A 17,526-nucleotide genomic window follows, 5' to 3' on the forward strand; every position below is an offset into this window, starting at 1 on the left:
TTTGGCGAAGAACTTGCCGGCGCCTTGGCCTCCACGTGTTCGCGCCCATCCTGATCGACGCCGCATCGGCCGCTTCGGCGCAGCTTACGTGTGAGGCGCATCGCGGCGCTCTTCGCGCGTCAGACGCGAAACCCCTCCTCCTGACAAACGCATCGAGCTTACCGGCCCGTCCCCAAAAGCGAGTCGCATTGACCGTGGGTTTCCCCTCGCATGCACTTCGGACGGGAACTTGCTGGTGGGGGACGGATGGGGGCCGACCGGGCGCTCTTCTTTCTGAATGAGATGGTGTGGACCGCTTTGATCATAGGCGCGCCCATACTCGGCGCGACCTTGCTCGTCGGGCTCATCATCAGCGTCCTGCAGGTGGCGACTCAGATTCAAGAGATCACGCTGAGCTACGTGCCGAAGCTTGTGGCCGCGGCCGTCTTAATCATGGTGCTGGGCGGCTGGATGCTGGGAAAGATGACCCAGTTTGCGACCACGCTCTATCAAACCATACCGACGCTCGCCGAATGACGATCGCGTCCGGATTCGCCGATCAACTCATCGCCACGCTGCTGATCAGCCTGCGTATCGCGCCTGTGTTCGCGTTCGCACCGCCAATCACGCTGACAAAAACGCCCGCCGTCGTTCGCCTGCTCTTGGCTCTGGCGCTCGGATTTTGGATGGCCGTCGCACACGCTGACAGGATCGGCGTCGTCACGGACGAAGCGCTTGTCTCAGTCGCTGCAGGCGAGCTTATGTTCGGCCTGTCCACGGCGCTGGCCCTTCAGCTCGCGTTCGCGGCTCTGCTGACCGCAGGACGAGCCCTCGACATTCAGGTGGGCTTTGGACTCGCCCAAGTCGCAGACCCTACTTTTCGCACGCAAATGCCGTTGGTCGGGAGCTTATTCATCTACGCCGCCGGAGCGGTTTTCTTCGCAACAGACGGTCCCGCCGATCTCGTCGCCATCTGGTCGCAGTCGATCGAGGCGGCCCCTCCGGGCAGCTTGACCGGCCCGACCAGTCTTGGCGGATTGCTCGGCTACGTCAAATCCATTTTCGTGCTGGCGATGGGGCTCGCAGGCGCAGTGTTTTTGACGCTCTTCCTGGTCGATCTCACCATCGCGTTCATGTCGCGGACGCTGCCGCAAATGAACATGCTCGTGCTGGGCTTCCAAGTGAAGACGATCGCCCTCTTGGCGACGCTGCCGTTCGTGTTCGCGTTCTCGGGCGCGCTTTTCCTGCGCATCGTACGCCTTGCGATCGACGCCGTTCCGGAGCTGCTCTGAGGTGCAGGACGGGGCCGAGCAGAACAAGACGGAAGAAGCGACGCCGTTCAAGCTCAACCGCGCCCGCCGCAAAGGCGCCGTCGCCCGCGGCGCAGATCTTGGGTTCTTTTCCGCCATCGCGGCCTTTGCCCTTTACGTCAGCTTCTTGGGCGAGCCGCTGATCGGCGGCCTCGCCGCCGCCATGCGTCGAACCCTGCTGAACGCAGCCGCCGCGAGCCCCGCCGACGCTCTGGCCATGGCGGCGGCGATGGCCGCGCCCGTGCTACAGCCGCTCGCCATTCTCGGCGCCACTCTCGTCGTGCTGGTTGCGCTGATGGAGATCGTCCAAGTTGGCGGCATCGTCTTCACAGCCCATCCGCTCAAGCCCGATTTTGCTCGGCTCAATCCCGCCAAGGGCATAAAGCGGCTTTTTTCGCTGCGCATGCTGAAAGAGACGCTCAAGAATGTCGTCAAACTCACGCTCTATGGCGGCGCCGCGCTCTTTCTCATTGCCCAGGCCTTCGACGCGCGCGCGCTATCCGTGACAGGAGCGCCCTCGCTCGCGCAGGCGCTCGAGGAATACGGGGGACGGCTCGTCTTCGCCTTCACGCTTTTGGCTTTGGTCTTTGCCGCGCTCGACCAGGTTCTTGCGCGCGGCGAATTTCGCAAACAGATGCGCATGAGCCGCAGCGAACTGACGCGCGAACACAAGGAACGCGAAGGCGAGCCACGCCTCAAGCAGCGGCGCAAGCAACTCCACGCCGAGTTCGCCCGCCAAACCCGCGGCTTTGGCGATCTTCCGGGCGCCGATCTCGTCATCGTCAATCCCGATCACTACGCCGTCGCGCTCGCTTATGACGCCAGCAAGATGGCCGCGCCGCACATTGTCGCAAAGGGCCGCAATCATTTCGCGCAAATGCTGAAGCAGCGGGCGCGTGAGTTATCCCTGCCCGTGTTTAGGGTCCCGACGCTCGCGCGCGCTTTGTTCAAGAGCTGCGGGGCGGGCGATGAGGCCCCCGCCCATCTCTATCGCGACATTGCCGAACTCTATCTTGAGCTCGCGCGCCGCCAAGGCATGGAGGCCGGCGCGCATGGGCAAGCTTAACGCGCTTCTCATCCGCGACGGTCGTGAGTTCGCCCTGATCGGCGGGGTCGTGCTCATTTTGATCGTGCTGTTTTCTCCGATCCCGCCGCTGCTGCTCGACCTTGCGCTTCTGATCAATTTCGGTCTCAGCCTCACCATCCTGCTGCTGACGCTGCACGTGGCCAAACCGGTCGAGTTTTCGACCTTCCCGTCCTTGCTGCTAATCTCCACGCTGCTGCGGCTGGCGCTCAACATTGCCGCGACCCGTCTCATCCTGACCAATGCCGAAGCGGGCGAGGTGATTGGCTCGATCGGCAGTTACGCGGTCGGGGGCAATTTCGTCGTCGGTCTGGTCGTGTTCTTCATCCTCGTTGTGGTGCAATACGTCGTCGTCACCTCGGGCGCGCAGCGCGTCTCCGAGGTCGCGGCGCGGTTTACGCTGGATTCGATGCCCGGCCAGCAGATGTCGATCGACGCCGACCTCAATATGGGCCTCATCGATCAGAAAGAGGCCGTGCGCCGGCGCGCCGCACTTGAGAAGGAAGCCGCATTCTACGGGGCCATGGACGGCGCCAGCAAGTTCGTCAAAGGCGACGCCATTGCCGGCGTCATCATCCTGCTCATAGACATCATCGCCGGCTGGATCATCGGCATGGCCCAGATGGGAATGGCGTGGGACGAAGCGCTGGCGCACTTCACGCTGCTGACGATCGGCGACGGGATCGCTACGCAGCTGCCCGCGCTGATCATCTCCACCGCGACCGGCATCATCGTCACGCGATCGTCGGCCGACCGCCAGTTGAGCACCGAAGTGTTTCAACAGCTGTCTTCGGCGCCGCGCATTCCGATCATCGTCGCTGGACTGCTCGTCCTGCTGATGCTGCTTCCGGGCATGCCGAAATGGCCGATCCTGCTTGTGACCGCGCTTGCTTACTTGACCTGGCGGCAGGCGCGGAGGCGCAAAAAGGACGCTCCGGACGAGAACGCTGAGACCAGCTCTGGCGGGGCCGGAACGAGCGCGCCCAATGTTCTTGTGGTCGCGCTCGGTCCCAAGCTCGCGAACGAATGGTCCGGCGCGAAAGCCATGATCATGGACCGGATCAACGCGCTCCGCGAGGCGCAGGAACGGCTCCTTGGGGTCGCATTCCCAGCCCTCTCGCTCATAGATGACAGCCGGATCGGCCCATTCGAATACGAGATCCGATTGTTCGGCGCGCGCTTCGCAGGCGGAGAGACCCGCCCCTCGCAGATGCTCGCCATACGCAGCGACGCGAGCCGGCGAAAGCTGGAAGGCGCCGAGACCTTCGACCCCGCCTTCGGCTTGCCGGCGCTCTGGATCGAGCAAGCACGCTGCGAAGAAGCGCGGGAAGCGGGCTACACCCTCGTCGATCCCACCACCGTCTTCATCACCCATCTGGGCGAAGTGGTGCGCAGCGAGGCGCCGGCTCTGTTGACGCGCGCGGCGGTGGTGAGACTGATCGAGGACGTGCGCCAGCGTCAACCCGGACTGGTTGAGGAGCTCATTCCCCAGCCGCTGGCGCTCTCCGATCTCCAGCGCGTGCTGCAAAATCTGATCGGCGAATCGGTTTCGATCGGCTCGATCGATCTCATCATCGAGCACCTGGTCGATCTCGCCCGCGCCGAACGCGATCCCGGTCAGCTGACCGAACTGCTGCGCCAGCGCCTTAGCCATTCGATCTGCAACACGCTGCGCGACCGCCATCGCGATCTCGCCGTTCTCAGCCTCGATCCGCGACTGGAAAATCAGATCACCGCCGCTGTCGCGGCAAGCGCCAGGCGCGATGCGCTCGCGCTCGATCCGCGCCTCGCCGAACGCCTGCTGCGCAAGCTCGCTGGCGGGGCCAATGAAATGATGCGTCAGGGACGCGAGCCGGTGCTGCTTTGCGGCGGCGAAATTCGCCGTCAGCTGAGGGCGATGACCCGCAGAACGATCCCGAAGCTTTCGGTGCTGGGCACCGGCGAGATACCGGCCAGCATCGATCTGCGTTCACATGCCGTCATCCGGCTGGACGATGCGGAGCCGGGCCGGGAAATGCAGACGCCGGCGCCGCGCCAAACCGCCAAGGAGTATGATGATGCCGCCTTCCGATGATCCGACGGCACGGCTCGCAAGGCTCCAATCCTATCTCACAGCCGACCCCGCCAATACGGCGCTCGTGCTGGAAACGACCGAGGCGGCGCTGGCGGCGCGGGCATTCCCCGTTGCGGCCGATCTGCTGACGCGGCTGCGTCAAGCCGGACCGCTCGACGCGCGCGCACGCTCGCTCGAAGGCCTGGCGGCGATGGGAATGGGCGATTTCGCGTCGGCCGCTGAAGCGTTCGGCGAATTGGCGCGCGAGCGACCGGACGAACCGGCCATCCGGTTCAATCTCGCCTGGTCGCTGGCGATGACGAAAAGGTTCGAAGAGGCGCTGGGCCTCATCAGCCCCGATCTCGCCGCCGCGTTGCCGCAAGCGGCCATGCTCGAGGTGCAATTGCTGCATGAATTGCGCCAGTTCGACGCGGCGCTGGCGCGAGCGAAGGTCCACATCGAGACCCATCCTGGACATCCTGGGTTGATGGCCTCGGTTTCAGTCCTCGCCGTCGACGTCGAGGACTTGGAGCTCGCCGCCGCTTGCGCGGCCCAGGGCGGCGAACTCTCCGACGCCCAGACAACGCTCGGCACGATCGCGCTTGGCGAAGATCGCGCCGACCTCGCCCGCGCCCATTTCGAAAAGGCGCTTTCGGGCAATCCCAATGCGCCGCGAGCGCTCATCGGCATAGGTTTGACCGCGCTCCTCTCCGGCGCCCCGCTCGAAGCGGCGCGGCAGATCGAACGGGGCGCGACTCTGTTCGAGGATCATCTCGGCAGCTGGCTCGCCGCCGGCTGGGCGAGGCTGATCGCCGGCGAATACGCGAACGCGCGGCGCCATTTCGAACATGCGCTCTCGATCGATGACACGTTTGCGGAGAGTCACGGCTCCCTGGGCGTTGTGGCGGCGATCGAAGGCGACGTCGAAGAGGCCAAGCGGCGCACCGACATCTCGTTGAGGCTCGACCGTCATTGCTTTTCCGGCGCGCTCGCGCGCGCCCTTCTGCAGCAGGCGCGCGGCAATGCCGATGTCGCACAAGCCATCATAGAACGGGCGCTGCACACCCCTATCGACGCGAGCGGAAAGACCATCGCACAATCTCTCGCCAAGCAAGGACTCTTCGCGTGAGAAAAGAGTTCCATGCTTCACGCGCTGAGAGAAAGCCTTCGCGAGCGTTCGCCGACGCAACTAGCGTTAATGCGGGGGACGATCGATGCAGGGGCTGCTCGAACTTGGCGAGATTATGTTGTCGGCGTCGCAACGGCGTCTCGACGCCGTCTCCCGAAACGTCGCAAACGTTTCCACTCCGGGCTTCAAGAGAAGCGCGGCGTTCGATGTGCGCCTCGCCGACGCCGCTGGCGGCGCCGCAGCGTCGACTTACGCGGCGACAGACTTCGCGCAAGGGGCTCTGCGCCTCACCGGACGCCCGCTCGACCTCGCCTTGACCGGCGGCGCCTTTTTTCAAGTTCGCGTAGGCGAGCGGATTTACTTCACCCGTTCCGGCGCGTTCGAGCGCGACGCCGACGGCCGCATCGTCGACGCCCAGGGTTTGGCGCTCCAATCCGTCAGCGGGCGCGATATCGTCATCGGCGCCGGGCCGATCGAGATTCTCGCCGATGGCGTCGTGCTTGAGGCCGGCCGCCCGATCGACCGTATCGCGCTTTTCGAGCCCGGCGAGCCAACGCTGCTGCGCAGATCGAGCGGCGCCCTGTTTGAGTCGCCCGACGGCGCGATGCGGCTGAGCGACGCCGAAGAGCTGCGCCAGGGCATGCTGGAGAGCGCCAACGTCGATATGGCCAAGGAGATGCTTGACATGATGAGCGCGGTGCGAGCGGCCGAAGCGGGAGCGCGCATAGTTCAAGCCTACGACACGTTGATAGGACAATCCATTTCAACCTTTGGACGAGGGTCGCGATGAACGGCGCCTACGAGATCTCAGGCATGGCGCTCCTCGCACAGCAGCGCGCGCTCGACGCCGGAGCGAGCAACATCGCCAATATCCATACGCCGGGCTTCAAGCGCTCGGAGGTGCGCTTTTCGGAAGTTCTGTCGAGCAGCGCCCTCGCCGCCGCGCCGCGCGCCGATCTCGGCGCGTCCCCGCCTTTGTCGGGGATCGTCGCCTCGGTTTCGCTCGCGCTCGACGAACAGGGAGAGATCGAGACGACCGGCCGGCCGCTCGACATCGCGTTATCGGGCCGCGGGTTCATCGAACTCATGGGCCCACGCGGCCAATCCATGCTCTGGCGCGGCGGCGCGCTCTCAGTTCAGGAAGACGGTCTGTTGGCGACTGCAGGCGGTCTTGCGCTGCGCGCTTCGATCGAAATTCCCGAGACCGCGACAGCGCTCTCGATCAGCGCCGAGGGCGTCGTCCGGGCCATCGTCGGCGAGGACGGCGCGGAAGTCGAACTCGGGCGCATTCCGCTGGTGGACGCCCCTGCCGCGGGCCTCGAGCGTCTCGATGGCGGCGTCTATCGAATGCGCGACGACGCGCGGACAGAGGATATCGTACCGGGCGAAGGGGCAAACGCCGTGTTCATGCAAGGCGCGGTCGAACGCTCCAATGTCGATCTTAACCAGGAAATGGTGCGCCTCATGATCGTCCAGCGCGCCTATGCCGCCAACGCCCAGGTGGTGCAAGCCGCAGATCAGCTCATGGCGATCGCCAACGGTCTGCGGAAGTAGGCGAGCAATGGGCGGCGCGTCATTCCTCTTCGCTGTCGCAGCCGGCGCGTGTGCGCTGACGGCCGCTGACGAGGTCACGCTGGATGAGCGGGCGATACGCCTTCGCGACGCGGCTTCGCTCGAATGCGTCCCGGAGGAGCGCCGCGAGGAGGTTGGCGCTCTCGTGCTCGCCGCGCCGCGCGCGGGCCGGCAACGCATCGCGCTCAGCGGCGAGACGGTGGCGGCGCTCGTGCGCCGGCGCGTCCCCGCCATCGGAGTGATTGAAGGGGATATGGGCCGCACCATCGCGTTTCATGTCCCGCCGCGACGATCGGAGCTTGAGCGACATTGCCTGCGGGCAAGCCGCGCCATCGCGGCTGGCGAGCCGATCACGGCCGCCGACACTTCGTCCGCGATATGCGAAACTGTCGCGCCGGCGCCGGTCCGCTATGACCGGGTGAACGGCGTCCTCAGCGCCGATGCGCCGCTCTCGGAAGGCGCCTATCTCGGCCCGCTTCTGCCCGGGGCCGGCCCCGCCACGACCGAAGGCGCGCCGATGACGGTCATCGTGCGCGCCGGGCCCGTCACGATCGAACGCAGCGTGCGCGCGGCGCAAGCCGGGCGAGCCGGCGATCGCCTTTTTGTGCGCGCCGAAGACGGGGCCGTGTTCAGCGTCGACTATCCAGCGTCCAATCCCGCGCCATGACCAACCGGGCGCTCGCATTCATCTGCGCTCTCCTCGCCAGCGGCGCCGCCGGCGCGGAGGATCTCTACGCCGGGAGCGAGTTTGCTTCGCTCGCGGGCGACCGCAGCGCCCAGCGCGTCGGCGATATCTTGACCGTCGTCATCTATCAGGCGGCCGAGGCGCGAAACGCGGCGCAGAGCAGCTCGCGCACGCGGCGCTCGTTCGATGGGCGGATCGCGGGCGGCGATCTTGACGAGCGCGGGGCGCTCTCGCTCGACGGCGCTTACTCGGGCGAGGGCGAAGTTCGCCGCAGCGAAAGTTTCGTGACTCGCATGAGCGCGGTTGTGCGGGCGGTCGAAGAGAACGGCGATCTGCGCATTGAAGGCGAGCAGCTCGTCACCATCAATGGCGAAACCTCCACTGTGCGGGTGCGCGGCCTGGTCCGGCCCGACGACATCGGCGCCGGCAACGAAGTGCTCTCCACTCGCATCGCCGAAGCGGAAATCGCTTATGGCGGCAGGGGCTTTGTCTCGCGCAACGCCAGACCCAACCTGATCCATCGCCTGTTCAGCCTGCTGGGACTCGGCGGATGAGACGGCTCTGGCTCGCGCTTCTTTTCATCGCCGCTTGGGCCGCGCCGCCCTGCGCATTTGCTCAGGAAACCGCCCTCAAGGCGCTGGGGCGGCTCGAGGGCTGGCGTGAGAACGCGCTCGTCGGCTATGGCGTCGTCGTCGGCCTGTCCGGCTCGGGCGATTCACCGCGAAGCGCTGTGACTCGCCAGGCCTTGGCCAATGTCTACGGCCGACTGGGCGCTGTCGTCAGCGAAGAGGACATTAACAGCCGCAACGCCGCGGTCGTCGTCGTCATGGCCGCGCTCCCCGCTTCGGCCAATGTCGGCGACCGCATCTCGGTGACGGTGAGCTCCACCGGCGACGCAAGAAGTCTCGCCGGCGGCGTGCTGCTCATGACCCCGCTCTTGGGCCCGGACGGGCAGCCCTACGCCCTTGCACAGGGCAGCCTCGTGGCCGGCGGCGACAGTTTCAGCAGCCAACTCAATCTGAACCAGCGCAATTATCCGACCACGGCGCGGATCGAGGGCGGCGCCACGATAGAACGGCCGGTCAATTCACATCTTGTCGGCGCCGATGGGCGGCTCGGCTTTTTGCTGTTTGAACCCAGCTTCACGACGTCGTCGCGGATCGCCGAGGCGATCAACGCTCATTTCGGCCGCCCGCTCGCGAGCGCTGTCAACGCCGACGAAGTCCGCATCGCCTTCGATCCGACCAGCGGCGAACTCGCGCCTTTCGTGGCGACGCTGGAAAACCTGCGCATCGAACCCGATCGCCTGCAGCGCGTCGTGATCAACGAGCGCTCGGGCACGGTCGTCGCCGGCGGCGACGTCATGATCTCCAGCGTCGTCGTCTCTCAAGGCGACATTCGCGTCACCATCACCTCCGAGCAGACTGCATCGCACCCCGGCTTTCTTTACGGCTTCGCATCCGAGCTCCGCAGTCTCGTCATCACCAATACGGCGCTCGAGGTCGATCGCGGCGGCGACGACATCGTCGTCCGCTTTCCGAGTTCGAGCGTCGCGGACCTGGTGCAGGGCCTTTCCCGCGCCGGCGTCGACACGCGCCGCATCATCTCGATCCTGCAGGCGGTGCGCGCCGCCGGGGCTCTTCACGCCGACATCATCGTTCAATAGGAGCCGCTCGCCAGATGGATCCCGTCTCCGCCGCCCTCATCCAAAAGGCCCTCGAAGGCCTCAACAGGCGCTTTCAGTTCACGGCGCAGAACATCGCCAACGCCAATACCCCCGATTACGCGCCGATCCGCGTGGAGTTCGAGCAGGAACTCGCGCGTGCGGCCGGCCGCGGCGTCGATGCCATCAACGCGGTGGCGCCGCGCGCGGTCGCAGCGGCGGAACCCGAGGGCATGCGGCTCGACCTCGAGCTCGCGACCGCCTCTCAGACGGCGGCGCGCTATCGGGCGCTGATCGACATCATGGGTCGGCAAATGGCGCTGCATCGCGCCGTGGTGACCGGAGGAAGATGACCATGAACGCTGTCGAGATCAGCAAATCGGCGCTCGACGTCGAATGGCGCCGGCTGGAGATCAGCGCCCAGAATCTGGCCAATCTCAATACGACGCGGACAGCCGATGGCGGCGTCTACCTGCCGCAGCGTCTGCTCAGCGGCCCGGCGCTCAGCTTCAGCGCCATGCTTGAAGCCGGCGTCCAGCTTACCCCGCGCGGGGTCGAAGTTCTGGGCGTCGAGGCGATCGGCGAACCGGCGCGGCGGAGCTTCGAACCCGGACACCCGCACGCCGACGAGCACGGCTTCGTCAGCTATCCCGCTATCGACCACAGCGCCGAGATGACGCTGATGATCCGCGCCTCGCGCGCTTATGAGGCCAATCTCGCGGCGATCTCGATCGCGCAGGACATGTACGCCCGCGCGCTCGATATCGGACGCCAATCATGAACCCGATCGAAACCGCAAGCGCGGCCGGCGCGGGCCAGCCGGCGGGCGAAACCTCGCACGCGCTGCCCCCGATGCCAGGCCCGACGGCCGTGGACGGCGAAAGCTTCGCCGACGTGCTGCAAGCGGCGACGGCGCAGCTCGACGCGCGCGTGGCCCATGCCGACGCGATGGTGCGCGCTTTCGTCGTCGACGACACGATTCCCATTCACGAAGTGACGATCGCGCTCGAGCAAGCGCGCATCGCCGTCGAGCTGGCGCTCGAAGTGCGCACGCGCGTGATCGAGTCCTATCGTGAAATCATGAACATGCAGCTCTAGGCGATGAGTGACGACGCACCCTCTGAAAATCCGCCCAGGATTTCGCCGCGCACGATCGCGCTTGTTTTTTCGGTCCTGCTGGCGGCGCTGATCGGCTGGTACGTGCTGGCGCTGCGCCAGGACTATGCCGTGCTCTATAGCGGCTTAAGGCCAGCTCAGGCGGCCGCGATCGTCACGGCGCTGGAGGCGGAAGGGGTAAGCTATCGCCTCGCCGCGGGAGGCGCGGACATCCTGACGCCGGCGGGCGAAACGGACGCGCTGCGCCTTCGTCTCTCCGGATCGGCAGGTCCGGCAGGCGGTCCGGACGGCTTCGAGATCTTCAACCAGAGCGACATGGGTCTCACCGATTTCGCCCAGAAGATCCGCTATCAGCGCGCCATGCAGGGCGAACTCGCCCGCACCATCATGATGATGCAAGGCGTCGCCGAGGCGCGCGTTCATATTTCGATGCCCGAGCGCACGCTCTTCCGCGGCGAACGGCGCAACGCCGAAGCCGCCGTCACCCTGGTCATGCAAGCGGGCGAACCGGCGAGCGGCGAGCGAGTCGAGGGCGTGCAGCGGCTGGTGGCCGCCGCCGTGCCCGACCTCGCCGCGAGCGATGTCGTCGTGCTCAACGCGCGCGGCGAACTCATAAGCGCGCGCATCGCTCTCGTTCAGGCGCAGGGCGCAAATCCAGCGTCCGCCGGGCTTTCGCCCGATCATGTGAGCGAGCTCATCCGGATTGCGATTCCCAATCGACGTTTCGACGTCCGCATCGAGGACTTGCCGCCGGCTCTGGAAGGCGGCGTCGAGGCGGACGCCGCCGGCGCCGGATCGCGCCTGATCACGATCGCCACGGAAAGCTCACTGACCGTCGAAGAACGCGCGCGCGTGCGCGCCCGCTTTGAAGGCGCCGGTCTGATCGATGGCTCGTCGCGTCAGCTGCTGGCGTTCAGGGTCGAGCCGCTCGCGCCAGACGCCTATGCGCCGGCGCCGGCCGGGCAAACGGTCGCCGGCGCCGGGGAAAGCGTTCAAGCGCGCGCGCCCGCGCCCGCATGGCCGTCGCTCGTGGCGATGATCGCAGCGGCGCTCGCGCTCGCCGCCTGCGTCGCCGGCTTGCTGATCTGGCGGCGCATGTCGAGGCCCCGGCTCACGTTCGAAGAGCACCGCCAGATCGCTGAGCGCCTCGCCGCTTCGCTCGACACCGCCGGAGCGCTCGATGGACGCTGAAGCGCTCCGCGCCTATCTCGCCCTCGCCGCCGCCGACCGGCGCGCGATCGAGACGAGACTGCCGCAGGCCGCGCGCGCGGCGCTGAAGGTTCAGCTCAGAAGGCTGGACGAAAAGGCGCGTGAGCCCCGGCTGGCGCCCGCGCCGCGCGCCGACCTTTCGCCCTACTCGCCGTCTTTGCGCAAGCGGCTCGAATATCTCATGAGCGACCGCGGCGCCCAGTCCGCCGCGCCACGCGTGCGCGAGACCTTGCGCACGCTCATCCTGGCGGAGCGCAGGCCATGAGCGCCCTCATACGCCGCGGCGAGGGCTTGAGCGATTCAAATGTTCAGACCCCGCGATGGCGCTCGCTCACGGAGGTGGAGCATGAGACGGCCGAGCCGATCCGCTCGCTCGAGCAAGAGCGGATCGAAGCGCTCGAGCAAACGGTCGCAGATCTGCGGCGGCGTCATGGCGAGGAGATCGCCGCCGCGCGAGAGCACGCCCGGCGGGAGGCCGAAGCCGCGTACGTACGCGATCAGAGCGAGGCGCTCGCGACCCTGGAACGGGCCCTGGAGCAAGCCGCGCTTTCGCTCACCGCTGCGATCGATGGACTCGAAAGATTGGCGCCGGCGCTCTGCGAGGCCGCGCTCGCCCCGATCCTCTCGCCCACTGGGCATTATAGGCGGTTGATTGAGAGCGCCTTGGCGCGAGAACTCGCCGCCCTGCGGTCCGGCTCTGTCGTGAGAGCCGTCGTCAGCGGCGCCGACTTCGACGACGATGAAGCGCTCGCCGCCATCGCCGCGCGGCATCCTTCGGTGTCGATCGTCCGCGATAAGGTGCTGGCGTCCGGGCATTGCCGTATCGAGCTCTGCCTGGGCGAAATCGAAATCGACCTGCCGGCCTACTGGAGCGCGCTCCAGCGCCAGCTTCATGAAATGGCGCGACAGGCATGAACGGCGAACCCCACCGTTACGTGCGCGCTCTCGGTCAGCTACGCGCGGCCAAGCGCGTCGGTTTTGTCGAGGCCGTCGCTCCCGGCCATGTCGAGTCGCGCGGCCCGCTCAGCTGTGTCGGCGACACCTGCGAGATCGAAAGCGCGGACGGCCCCCTGCTCGCCGAAGTCGCAGCGATCGGTCGCGACCGCGTCGTGCTCGTACCGCTGGAGCAGGCGCGGGCGATCGCTCCCAACGCGCGCGTGCTCGCCCGTCCCATTCAGGCGAAAGCGCCAGTTGGCGAGGAGTTCGCCGGCCGCGCGGTGGACGCGATGGGAACGCCGATCGATCACGGTCCGCCCATTCTCGCCCACACTTGGGCGCCGCTGCAGGGACGCGTTCTGGCGCCGCTCGAACGGACGGCGCCGGTCCGCGCGATCGAGACCGGGGTGCGGGCGATCGACGCGCTGCTGACGCTCGGACGGGGCCAACGCGTCGGCCTCTTCGCCGCCGCCGGCGTCGGCAAGACGACATTGATGAGCGAACTGGCGTTCGGCGTCGATTGCGACCGCTGCGTGCTCTGCCTCGTCGGCGAACGCGGACGCGAAGTGGAGTCGATCTGGCGCACCGTCGCCGCGCGCACCGACAAGGCCCGCTACGCCTGCGTCGCCGCCACCTCGGACAAAAGCGCCCCGCTCCGCGCCCGCGCGGTTCATCAGGCCCTGGCGCTCGCCGAATATTGGCGCGACCGCGGTGAGCACGTCCTTCTCATCGTCGACAGCGCGACGCGCTTTGCGATGGCGCTGCGGGAAATCGGCCTGGCCGCGGGCGCCCCGCCGACATTGCGCGCCTATACGCCCAACGTGTTCGCGGCGCTGCCGCGCATCGTCGAGCGCTGCGGCGCAGCGGCCGCCGGCGGAGCGATCACCGCCGTCATGACCGTTTTGTCCGAAACCGATGACGTCGACGACCCCATAACGGAATTGATGAAATCTCTGCTCGATGGCCATATCGTGCTCTCGCGCCAGCTCGCCGAGCAAAGTCACTATCCAGCCATCGACGTGTTGCGCAGCGTATCGCGCCACTCGCACGCGCTTATGTCGCATGAGCACGGCGCGGCGGCAGGGCGGCTCCTGCACCTGCTTTCCGCCTACGAAGAAGCGCGCGTGCTGGTCGAAAGCGGCATTCATAAACCCGGCGCGAGCGCGCGCATCGATGAGGCCGTCGCCGCGCGCGACGCCATCATGCGCTTCCTCCGCCAACGCGGCGGCGAACGCAGCCCGCTTGCCGACACGATCGCTCAGCTCGTCCAAGCAAGCGCGGGGGGCCGCCATGCGTGAACGGGCGCGCCTTGCTCAGATGCGCCATCTCTTGCGGGTTCAGGAGGCCGAGCGGCGCGTGGGCGAGCGCAGCTTCGCGCAGGCGCGCGAAAGCGCCGCCGCCCGGCGCCGCGACGCGGAGGCGGCAGCACAGGCGGGGCAAACTCTGCTCGCCGATTGGCGCGCCGACATGAGGTTGGGTATCGATCCGATGCGCGTGCGCCTCTACGCGCAAGCCTTCGACCGGCGTGAGCGCGAAAGGGCCGCGGCCGAGAGCGCGCTGTCGGAGGCGGAGCTTGGCGCCGAACGCGCGCGCGATGCGCTCGCCCTCAGCGGCGCTAGGCTTAATGGCAATCAGCGGGCCGCCCGTAGGCTCAAGCGCAAGCTCGCGCGCCGCGCCGAGGAGCGCGAGCTGTCGGAACTCGAACTCCTGTTCGCCAATCGGACGCCGCGGCCATGAGGGTTGGCGATGCTTCGCTCCCGCCCTCGCATGCGCCGCGGATGGCGGATGAGCCAACGTCGCCAAACGCGGCGTTCGCGGGCCTTCCGTTTCAAGCGGCTCTTGCCGCGGCGGCGGCGGGCGCAGTTCAATTCGACGCAACGGGGCTGTTCGGCCGCGGCGAAGCCGCGCGCTGCGCAGAGGCGCCGGCGTCCCCGCTCGCGCGCCTCAGCCAACTGCCGCCGGCGCCTCCCGATCCCGCCACGTCCACGACAGCTCATTCCAATCGGATGGAAGCGAGCGCCTCCGCCTTCTCCCCGCCCATCCGCCGGGTTGCGCCGAACGTCAGCGCCCCACGCAAGATCGTCGAGCAGAGCCGGAGCCCCGCGCCCGAAGCGCCGCCGGCGCCGGCCGAGCGCCCCGCGGCCATGCGCCGTCCGCCAAGCAACGCCAGTTCTTCCGAGGTCCGGCCACGGAGCGCGGCGCGAACAGAATTCCTGCGCCAAAATCAGCAGGCGAGCGCCGTTTTCGTGGCCGTCGCGGCCGCCGAGACCGGCCTGCGCGTCAGCGTACGCGCGCCGGCCCTCGACGCGCTTGAGCGCGCGCGGCTCCGCAGCGCCGTGTCGGCTCTGATCTCCAGCCACGGCCGCAGCGGCGAACTCAGTTTGAACGGCGAAATCTTGGATGCGACGGGAGCGCAAAGACATGGCTGAGATCGACTCCATTGCCGCTGTGCGCGCGCTCGGCGATCCGCCCGATGGCGCGGGCTCAACCGCGACCAGCGCGGCCGACGCCTTCGGCATGAACTTCGAAGACTTGCTGCAGATCGTCCTCACCCAGCTCACCTATCAGGACCCTTTGAAGCCGATGGAGAATTTCGAGTTCGTCTCTCAGCTCGCGCAATTCTCGCAAATCCAGCAGACCCAGACCATGAGTGAACGGATCCTGGGTCTGCTGCAGGCGCAAGCCGCGAACCAGGCGACCGGCGTGCTCGGGCGCATTGTCGATATTCCAGCCGGATCGGCGACGATCTCGGGCCGGGTGCAGGCGATCTCATTCCTGACCGGCGATCCCAGACTGACGATCGAGACCTCAGACGGACGCACCATCTCCGGCGTCGCGCTTTCCAGCGTCACCCGCATTGCAGTGGAGGATTAAAGCATGCTCGGTTCAATCTTCATCGGCCTCAGCGGCATGAACGCGTTCTCCAGAGGCCTGCGCCAGATCAGCAACAACATCACCAACATCAATTCGACCGGCTACAAGGCGAGCGATCTCGGTTTCGTCAATCTGTTCGGCGGCGGCGGCGGCCAAGGCGTCGCCATGAGCGAAGGGCGGATCGACTTCACCCAGGGCGAACTCCGTCAGACCGATCGCGACCTCGATCTCGCCATCGACGGCGGCGGTTTCCTGGTGCTGCTGAAGGACGCCGAGCACGTTTTCACGCGCACGGGCAGTTTCGAGGTCAACGCCGATGGCGACATCGTGCTGGCGGGCACCGACTACAAGCTCACGGTGCTGGACAGCTCCGGGGCGCCGACGACGCTTTCGATCGCCGGCCACAGGACCTCGCCCCCACAAGCGACGAGCCAGATCACGTTTTCAGACAACCTGTCGTCCTCGGCCACTTCGTTCAATCTCTCGAACGTGAAGGTGTTCTCGGCGGACGGTCAGTCCGACACCTGGCAGATCAAGTTCGCCCGCAGCGAGACCTCGCCGGCCGGCGAATGGACGGTGAAGGTCGTGAACGGCGCTGGCGCCGAGGTCGGCAGCCGGACGCTTCGCTTCATCGGCAGCATCGCCGATCCCGCCGCCTCCAAGCTCACATTCGGCGAAGGCGATGAAACGATCGAACTCGACTTCTCCGCCGCGACATCGTTCTCCTCCGGCGAGGTCTCGACGCTGCGGGTTTCGGACGCGAACGGCTATGGCGGCGGCGAGATCGCGGCGATGGGCGTCAATGACGACGGAGAGTTCGAGATTGTCTATTCGAACGAGGAGAAGGTGACGCTGGGCGCGGTCACGATCGCGAGCTTCACCGATCCTCAGGCTCTGCAGGCGCAAAGCCGCGGGCTGTTCAGCTACGATGGCGCCAATGGACGCCAGTTTCTGACCAGCGCGAATGCGAGCGTCGGCAAAGTCGTCTCGGGACGGCTTGAATCGTCCAATGTCGATCTCTCACGCGAATTTGGCGAGCTCATCCTGGTCCAGCGCGGCTACCAGGCGTCATCGCAAGTCATCTCGGTTTCGAACGATATGATCCAGCAATTGTTCGGCATCCGAGGCCAGTGATGAACTCACACGCCCAAATCTGGGCGCCTGCGCAAGCGCTGTTCGACGACACGCTCGCGGCTATCGCAAGCAGCGGCGCCCGCGCCTGGGCGCAGCGTTGGTTCGGCGGCGAGCGTCCGGTGGATGTGCGCCGCTGCGAGGCGGGACGGGCGGCAGGCCCGCCGATCGGCGCGGCCGTGTGGGAGACCAAAGAGCCCGGCGTCGTGCTCGCCCTCGACCCGCGGGCGCACGCAACTCTCGCCGGCTGGATGCTCGGATTGGAAACAGGCGGACGCACGCACAGGCCCGCCGACCAGCAACTTTTCGAAAACCTGGCTCTCGCCGCGGCGCACGACTTCGCCGCTGAGGCGGCCCGGGTCTTCGCCGTTGCTCCCGATCTGCGCAAGCGAGAGGGCTATCGCCCGGACGCGGACGATCTCGGCTTCGTTCTCAGCATCGGCGCCGCAACCAACCTGCTCCAGCTTTATCTCACCCGCGCATGCGCCTTGCGCACACGGCTCCACGCCATCGGGCCCCGCGTCGCGCCGCGCTCGCCGCGGCCCCGGGCGGAAGCGCTGCTCAATCAGCCCATTCGCCTCGGCGTCATGATCGGCAGAGGCCGGATGGCCCTTTCCGAGCTCTGCTCGCTCGGCGTCGGCGACGTCGTCCTCCTCGACAAAGGGCAGGACGACGTGCTGGCGCTCACCCTCAATGGCGAGGTCAAGGACGATCCCGGATGCGAACTGCGCCAGGACGGCTCGCGTCTCGCGCTGCGCTTGGCGCCCCAACAGATGAGCATTTGA

Annotated in this window: 22 protein-coding genes; all 22 read left to right on the top strand. The window is 66.9% G+C overall.

The annotated features are described in order from the left end of the window. The first annotated feature begins 246 nt into the window (after positions 1-246). Positions 247-516, top strand: coding sequence for a flagellar biosynthesis protein FliQ (fliQ, locus tag VEA80_RS00725; protein ID WP_325058762.1), 270 nt, complete (start codon positions 247-249; stop codon positions 514-516). After that, the gene (locus VEA80_RS00730) at positions 513-1,271 is read left to right on the top strand and encodes a flagellar biosynthetic protein FliR (RefSeq protein ID WP_325058763.1); all 759 of its coding nucleotides are present in this window, start codon (positions 513-515) and stop codon (positions 1,269-1,271) included. The genes fliQ and VEA80_RS00730 overlap by 4 nt, the downstream gene beginning before the upstream one ends. A gap of 1 nt (position 1,272) precedes the next feature. Continuing rightward, entirely contained in the window at positions 1,273-2,355 is a 1,083-nt protein-coding gene (locus tag VEA80_RS00735; protein ID WP_325058764.1) for an EscU/YscU/HrcU family type III secretion system export apparatus switch protein, read from the top strand. Beyond that, the gene (locus tag VEA80_RS00740) at positions 2,342-4,447 is read left to right on the top strand and encodes a flagellar biosynthesis protein FlhA (protein ID WP_325058765.1); all 2,106 of its coding nucleotides are present in this window, start codon (positions 2,342-2,344) and stop codon (positions 4,445-4,447) included. Before VEA80_RS00735 ends, VEA80_RS00740 begins: the two co-directional genes overlap by 14 nt. Then, on the top strand, positions 4,431-5,555 hold the full coding sequence (locus tag VEA80_RS00745; RefSeq protein ID WP_325058766.1) for a tetratricopeptide repeat protein: 1,125 nt from the start codon (positions 4,431-4,433) through the stop codon (positions 5,553-5,555). The genes VEA80_RS00740 and VEA80_RS00745 overlap by 17 nt, the downstream gene beginning before the upstream one ends. 85 nt (positions 5,556-5,640) lie before the next feature. After that, positions 5,641-6,345, top strand: coding sequence for a flagellar hook basal-body protein (locus tag VEA80_RS00750; RefSeq protein WP_325058767.1), 705 nt, complete (start codon positions 5,641-5,643; stop codon positions 6,343-6,345). After that, the gene (locus VEA80_RS00755; protein ID WP_325058768.1) at positions 6,342-7,109 is read left to right on the top strand and encodes a flagellar hook basal-body protein; all 768 of its coding nucleotides are present in this window, start codon (positions 6,342-6,344) and stop codon (positions 7,107-7,109) included. The genes VEA80_RS00750 and VEA80_RS00755 overlap by 4 nt, the downstream gene beginning before the upstream one ends. A gap of 7 nt (positions 7,110-7,116) precedes the next feature. Then, positions 7,117-7,794 carry a hypothetical protein gene (locus VEA80_RS00760; RefSeq protein WP_325058769.1) on the top strand — a complete coding sequence of 226 codons (678 nt, stop codon included), beginning with the start codon at positions 7,117-7,119 and terminating at the stop codon, positions 7,792-7,794. Further along, positions 7,791-8,366, top strand: coding sequence for a flagellar basal body L-ring protein FlgH (locus tag VEA80_RS00765; protein WP_325058770.1), 576 nt, complete (start codon positions 7,791-7,793; stop codon positions 8,364-8,366). Before VEA80_RS00760 ends, VEA80_RS00765 begins: the two co-directional genes overlap by 4 nt. Further along, on the top strand, positions 8,363-9,478 hold the full coding sequence (locus VEA80_RS00770) for a flagellar basal body P-ring protein FlgI (protein ID WP_325058771.1): 1,116 nt from the start codon (positions 8,363-8,365) through the stop codon (positions 9,476-9,478). The genes VEA80_RS00765 and VEA80_RS00770 overlap by 4 nt, the downstream gene beginning before the upstream one ends. Positions 9,479-9,492: 14 nt before the next feature. Further along, entirely contained in the window at positions 9,493-9,828 is a 336-nt protein-coding gene (locus tag VEA80_RS00775; protein ID WP_325058772.1) for a hypothetical protein, read from the top strand. A gap of 2 nt (positions 9,829-9,830) precedes the next feature. Beyond that, positions 9,831-10,256, top strand: a complete 426-nt coding sequence (gene flgC, locus VEA80_RS00780; RefSeq protein WP_325058773.1) for a flagellar basal body rod protein FlgC — start codon at positions 9,831-9,833, stop codon at positions 10,254-10,256. Next, on the top strand, positions 10,253-10,573 hold the full coding sequence (gene fliE / locus VEA80_RS00785) for a flagellar hook-basal body complex protein FliE (RefSeq protein WP_325058774.1): 321 nt from the start codon (positions 10,253-10,255) through the stop codon (positions 10,571-10,573). The genes flgC and fliE overlap by 4 nt, the downstream gene beginning before the upstream one ends. 3 nt (positions 10,574-10,576) lie before the next feature. Next, complete coding sequence (fliF, locus tag VEA80_RS00790; protein WP_325058775.1) at positions 10,577-11,782, top strand: flagellar basal-body MS-ring/collar protein FliF; 1,206 nt, start codon at positions 10,577-10,579, stop codon at positions 11,780-11,782. After that, positions 11,772-12,065 (top strand): hypothetical protein, encoded by a 294-nt coding sequence (locus tag VEA80_RS00795; protein WP_325058776.1) that lies wholly within the window; start codon positions 11,772-11,774, stop codon positions 12,063-12,065. Before fliF ends, VEA80_RS00795 begins: the two co-directional genes overlap by 11 nt. After that, positions 12,062-12,715, top strand: coding sequence for a hypothetical protein (locus VEA80_RS00800; protein ID WP_325058777.1), 654 nt, complete (start codon positions 12,062-12,064; stop codon positions 12,713-12,715). Before VEA80_RS00795 ends, VEA80_RS00800 begins: the two co-directional genes overlap by 4 nt. Continuing rightward, positions 12,712-14,034, top strand: a complete 1,323-nt coding sequence (locus VEA80_RS00805) for a FliI/YscN family ATPase (RefSeq protein WP_325058778.1) — start codon at positions 12,712-12,714, stop codon at positions 14,032-14,034. Before VEA80_RS00800 ends, VEA80_RS00805 begins: the two co-directional genes overlap by 4 nt. Next, positions 14,027-14,473, top strand: coding sequence for a hypothetical protein (locus VEA80_RS00810; RefSeq protein WP_325058779.1), 447 nt, complete (start codon positions 14,027-14,029; stop codon positions 14,471-14,473). Before VEA80_RS00805 ends, VEA80_RS00810 begins: the two co-directional genes overlap by 8 nt. A 41-nt stretch (positions 14,474-14,514) precedes the next feature. Next, positions 14,515-15,165 carry a hypothetical protein gene (locus VEA80_RS00815; RefSeq protein ID WP_325058780.1) on the top strand — a complete coding sequence of 217 codons (651 nt, stop codon included), beginning with the start codon at positions 14,515-14,517 and terminating at the stop codon, positions 15,163-15,165. Next, on the top strand, positions 15,158-15,610 hold the full coding sequence (locus VEA80_RS00820; RefSeq protein ID WP_325058781.1) for a flagellar hook capping FlgD N-terminal domain-containing protein: 453 nt from the start codon (positions 15,158-15,160) through the stop codon (positions 15,608-15,610). The genes VEA80_RS00815 and VEA80_RS00820 overlap by 8 nt, the downstream gene beginning before the upstream one ends. Before the next feature lie 3 nt (positions 15,611-15,613). Beyond that, entirely contained in the window at positions 15,614-16,744 is a 1,131-nt protein-coding gene (locus VEA80_RS00825) for a flagellar hook-basal body complex protein (RefSeq protein WP_325058782.1), read from the top strand. Beyond that, entirely contained in the window at positions 16,744-17,526 is a 783-nt protein-coding gene (locus VEA80_RS00830; protein ID WP_325058783.1) for a FliM/FliN family flagellar motor switch protein, read from the top strand. The genes VEA80_RS00825 and VEA80_RS00830 overlap by 1 nt, the downstream gene beginning before the upstream one ends.

This window comes from Vitreimonas sp., assembly GCF_035627415.1.
GTDB lineage: Bacteria > Pseudomonadota > Alphaproteobacteria > Caulobacterales > Aquidulcibacteraceae > Vitreimonas.

Coding starts and splice junctions, on each gene's coding strand:
- fliQ (WP_325058762.1), top strand. CDS start 247: ATGGGGGCCGACCGGGCGCTCTTCTTTCTGAATGAGATGGTGTGGACC.
- VEA80_RS00730 (WP_325058763.1), top strand. CDS start 513: ATGACGATCGCGTCCGGATTCGCCGATCAACTCATCGCCACGCTGCTG.
- VEA80_RS00740 (WP_325058765.1), top strand. CDS start 2,342: ATGGGCAAGCTTAACGCGCTTCTCATCCGCGACGGTCGTGAGTTCGCC.
- VEA80_RS00745 (WP_325058766.1), top strand. CDS start 4,431: ATGCCGCCTTCCGATGATCCGACGGCACGGCTCGCAAGGCTCCAATCC.
- VEA80_RS00750 (WP_325058767.1), top strand. CDS start 5,641: ATGCAGGGGCTGCTCGAACTTGGCGAGATTATGTTGTCGGCGTCGCAA.
- VEA80_RS00755 (WP_325058768.1), top strand. CDS start 6,342: ATGAACGGCGCCTACGAGATCTCAGGCATGGCGCTCCTCGCACAGCAG.
- VEA80_RS00760 (WP_325058769.1), top strand. CDS start 7,117: ATGGGCGGCGCGTCATTCCTCTTCGCTGTCGCAGCCGGCGCGTGTGCG.
- VEA80_RS00765 (WP_325058770.1), top strand. CDS start 7,791: ATGACCAACCGGGCGCTCGCATTCATCTGCGCTCTCCTCGCCAGCGGC.
- VEA80_RS00770 (WP_325058771.1), top strand. CDS start 8,363: ATGAGACGGCTCTGGCTCGCGCTTCTTTTCATCGCCGCTTGGGCCGCG.
- VEA80_RS00775 (WP_325058772.1), top strand. CDS start 9,493: ATGGATCCCGTCTCCGCCGCCCTCATCCAAAAGGCCCTCGAAGGCCTC.
- flgC (WP_325058773.1), top strand. CDS start 9,831: ATGAACGCTGTCGAGATCAGCAAATCGGCGCTCGACGTCGAATGGCGC.
- fliE (WP_325058774.1), top strand. CDS start 10,253: ATGAACCCGATCGAAACCGCAAGCGCGGCCGGCGCGGGCCAGCCGGCG.
- fliF (WP_325058775.1), top strand. CDS start 10,577: ATGAGTGACGACGCACCCTCTGAAAATCCGCCCAGGATTTCGCCGCGC.
- VEA80_RS00795 (WP_325058776.1), top strand. CDS start 11,772: ATGGACGCTGAAGCGCTCCGCGCCTATCTCGCCCTCGCCGCCGCCGAC.
- VEA80_RS00800 (WP_325058777.1), top strand. CDS start 12,062: ATGAGCGCCCTCATACGCCGCGGCGAGGGCTTGAGCGATTCAAATGTT.
- VEA80_RS00805 (WP_325058778.1), top strand. CDS start 12,712: ATGAACGGCGAACCCCACCGTTACGTGCGCGCTCTCGGTCAGCTACGC.
- VEA80_RS00810 (WP_325058779.1), top strand. CDS start 14,027: ATGCGTGAACGGGCGCGCCTTGCTCAGATGCGCCATCTCTTGCGGGTT.
- VEA80_RS00815 (WP_325058780.1), top strand. CDS start 14,515: ATGGCGGATGAGCCAACGTCGCCAAACGCGGCGTTCGCGGGCCTTCCG.
- VEA80_RS00820 (WP_325058781.1), top strand. CDS start 15,158: ATGGCTGAGATCGACTCCATTGCCGCTGTGCGCGCGCTCGGCGATCCG.
- VEA80_RS00825 (WP_325058782.1), top strand. CDS start 15,614: ATGCTCGGTTCAATCTTCATCGGCCTCAGCGGCATGAACGCGTTCTCC.
- VEA80_RS00830 (WP_325058783.1), top strand. CDS start 16,744: ATGAACTCACACGCCCAAATCTGGGCGCCTGCGCAAGCGCTGTTCGAC.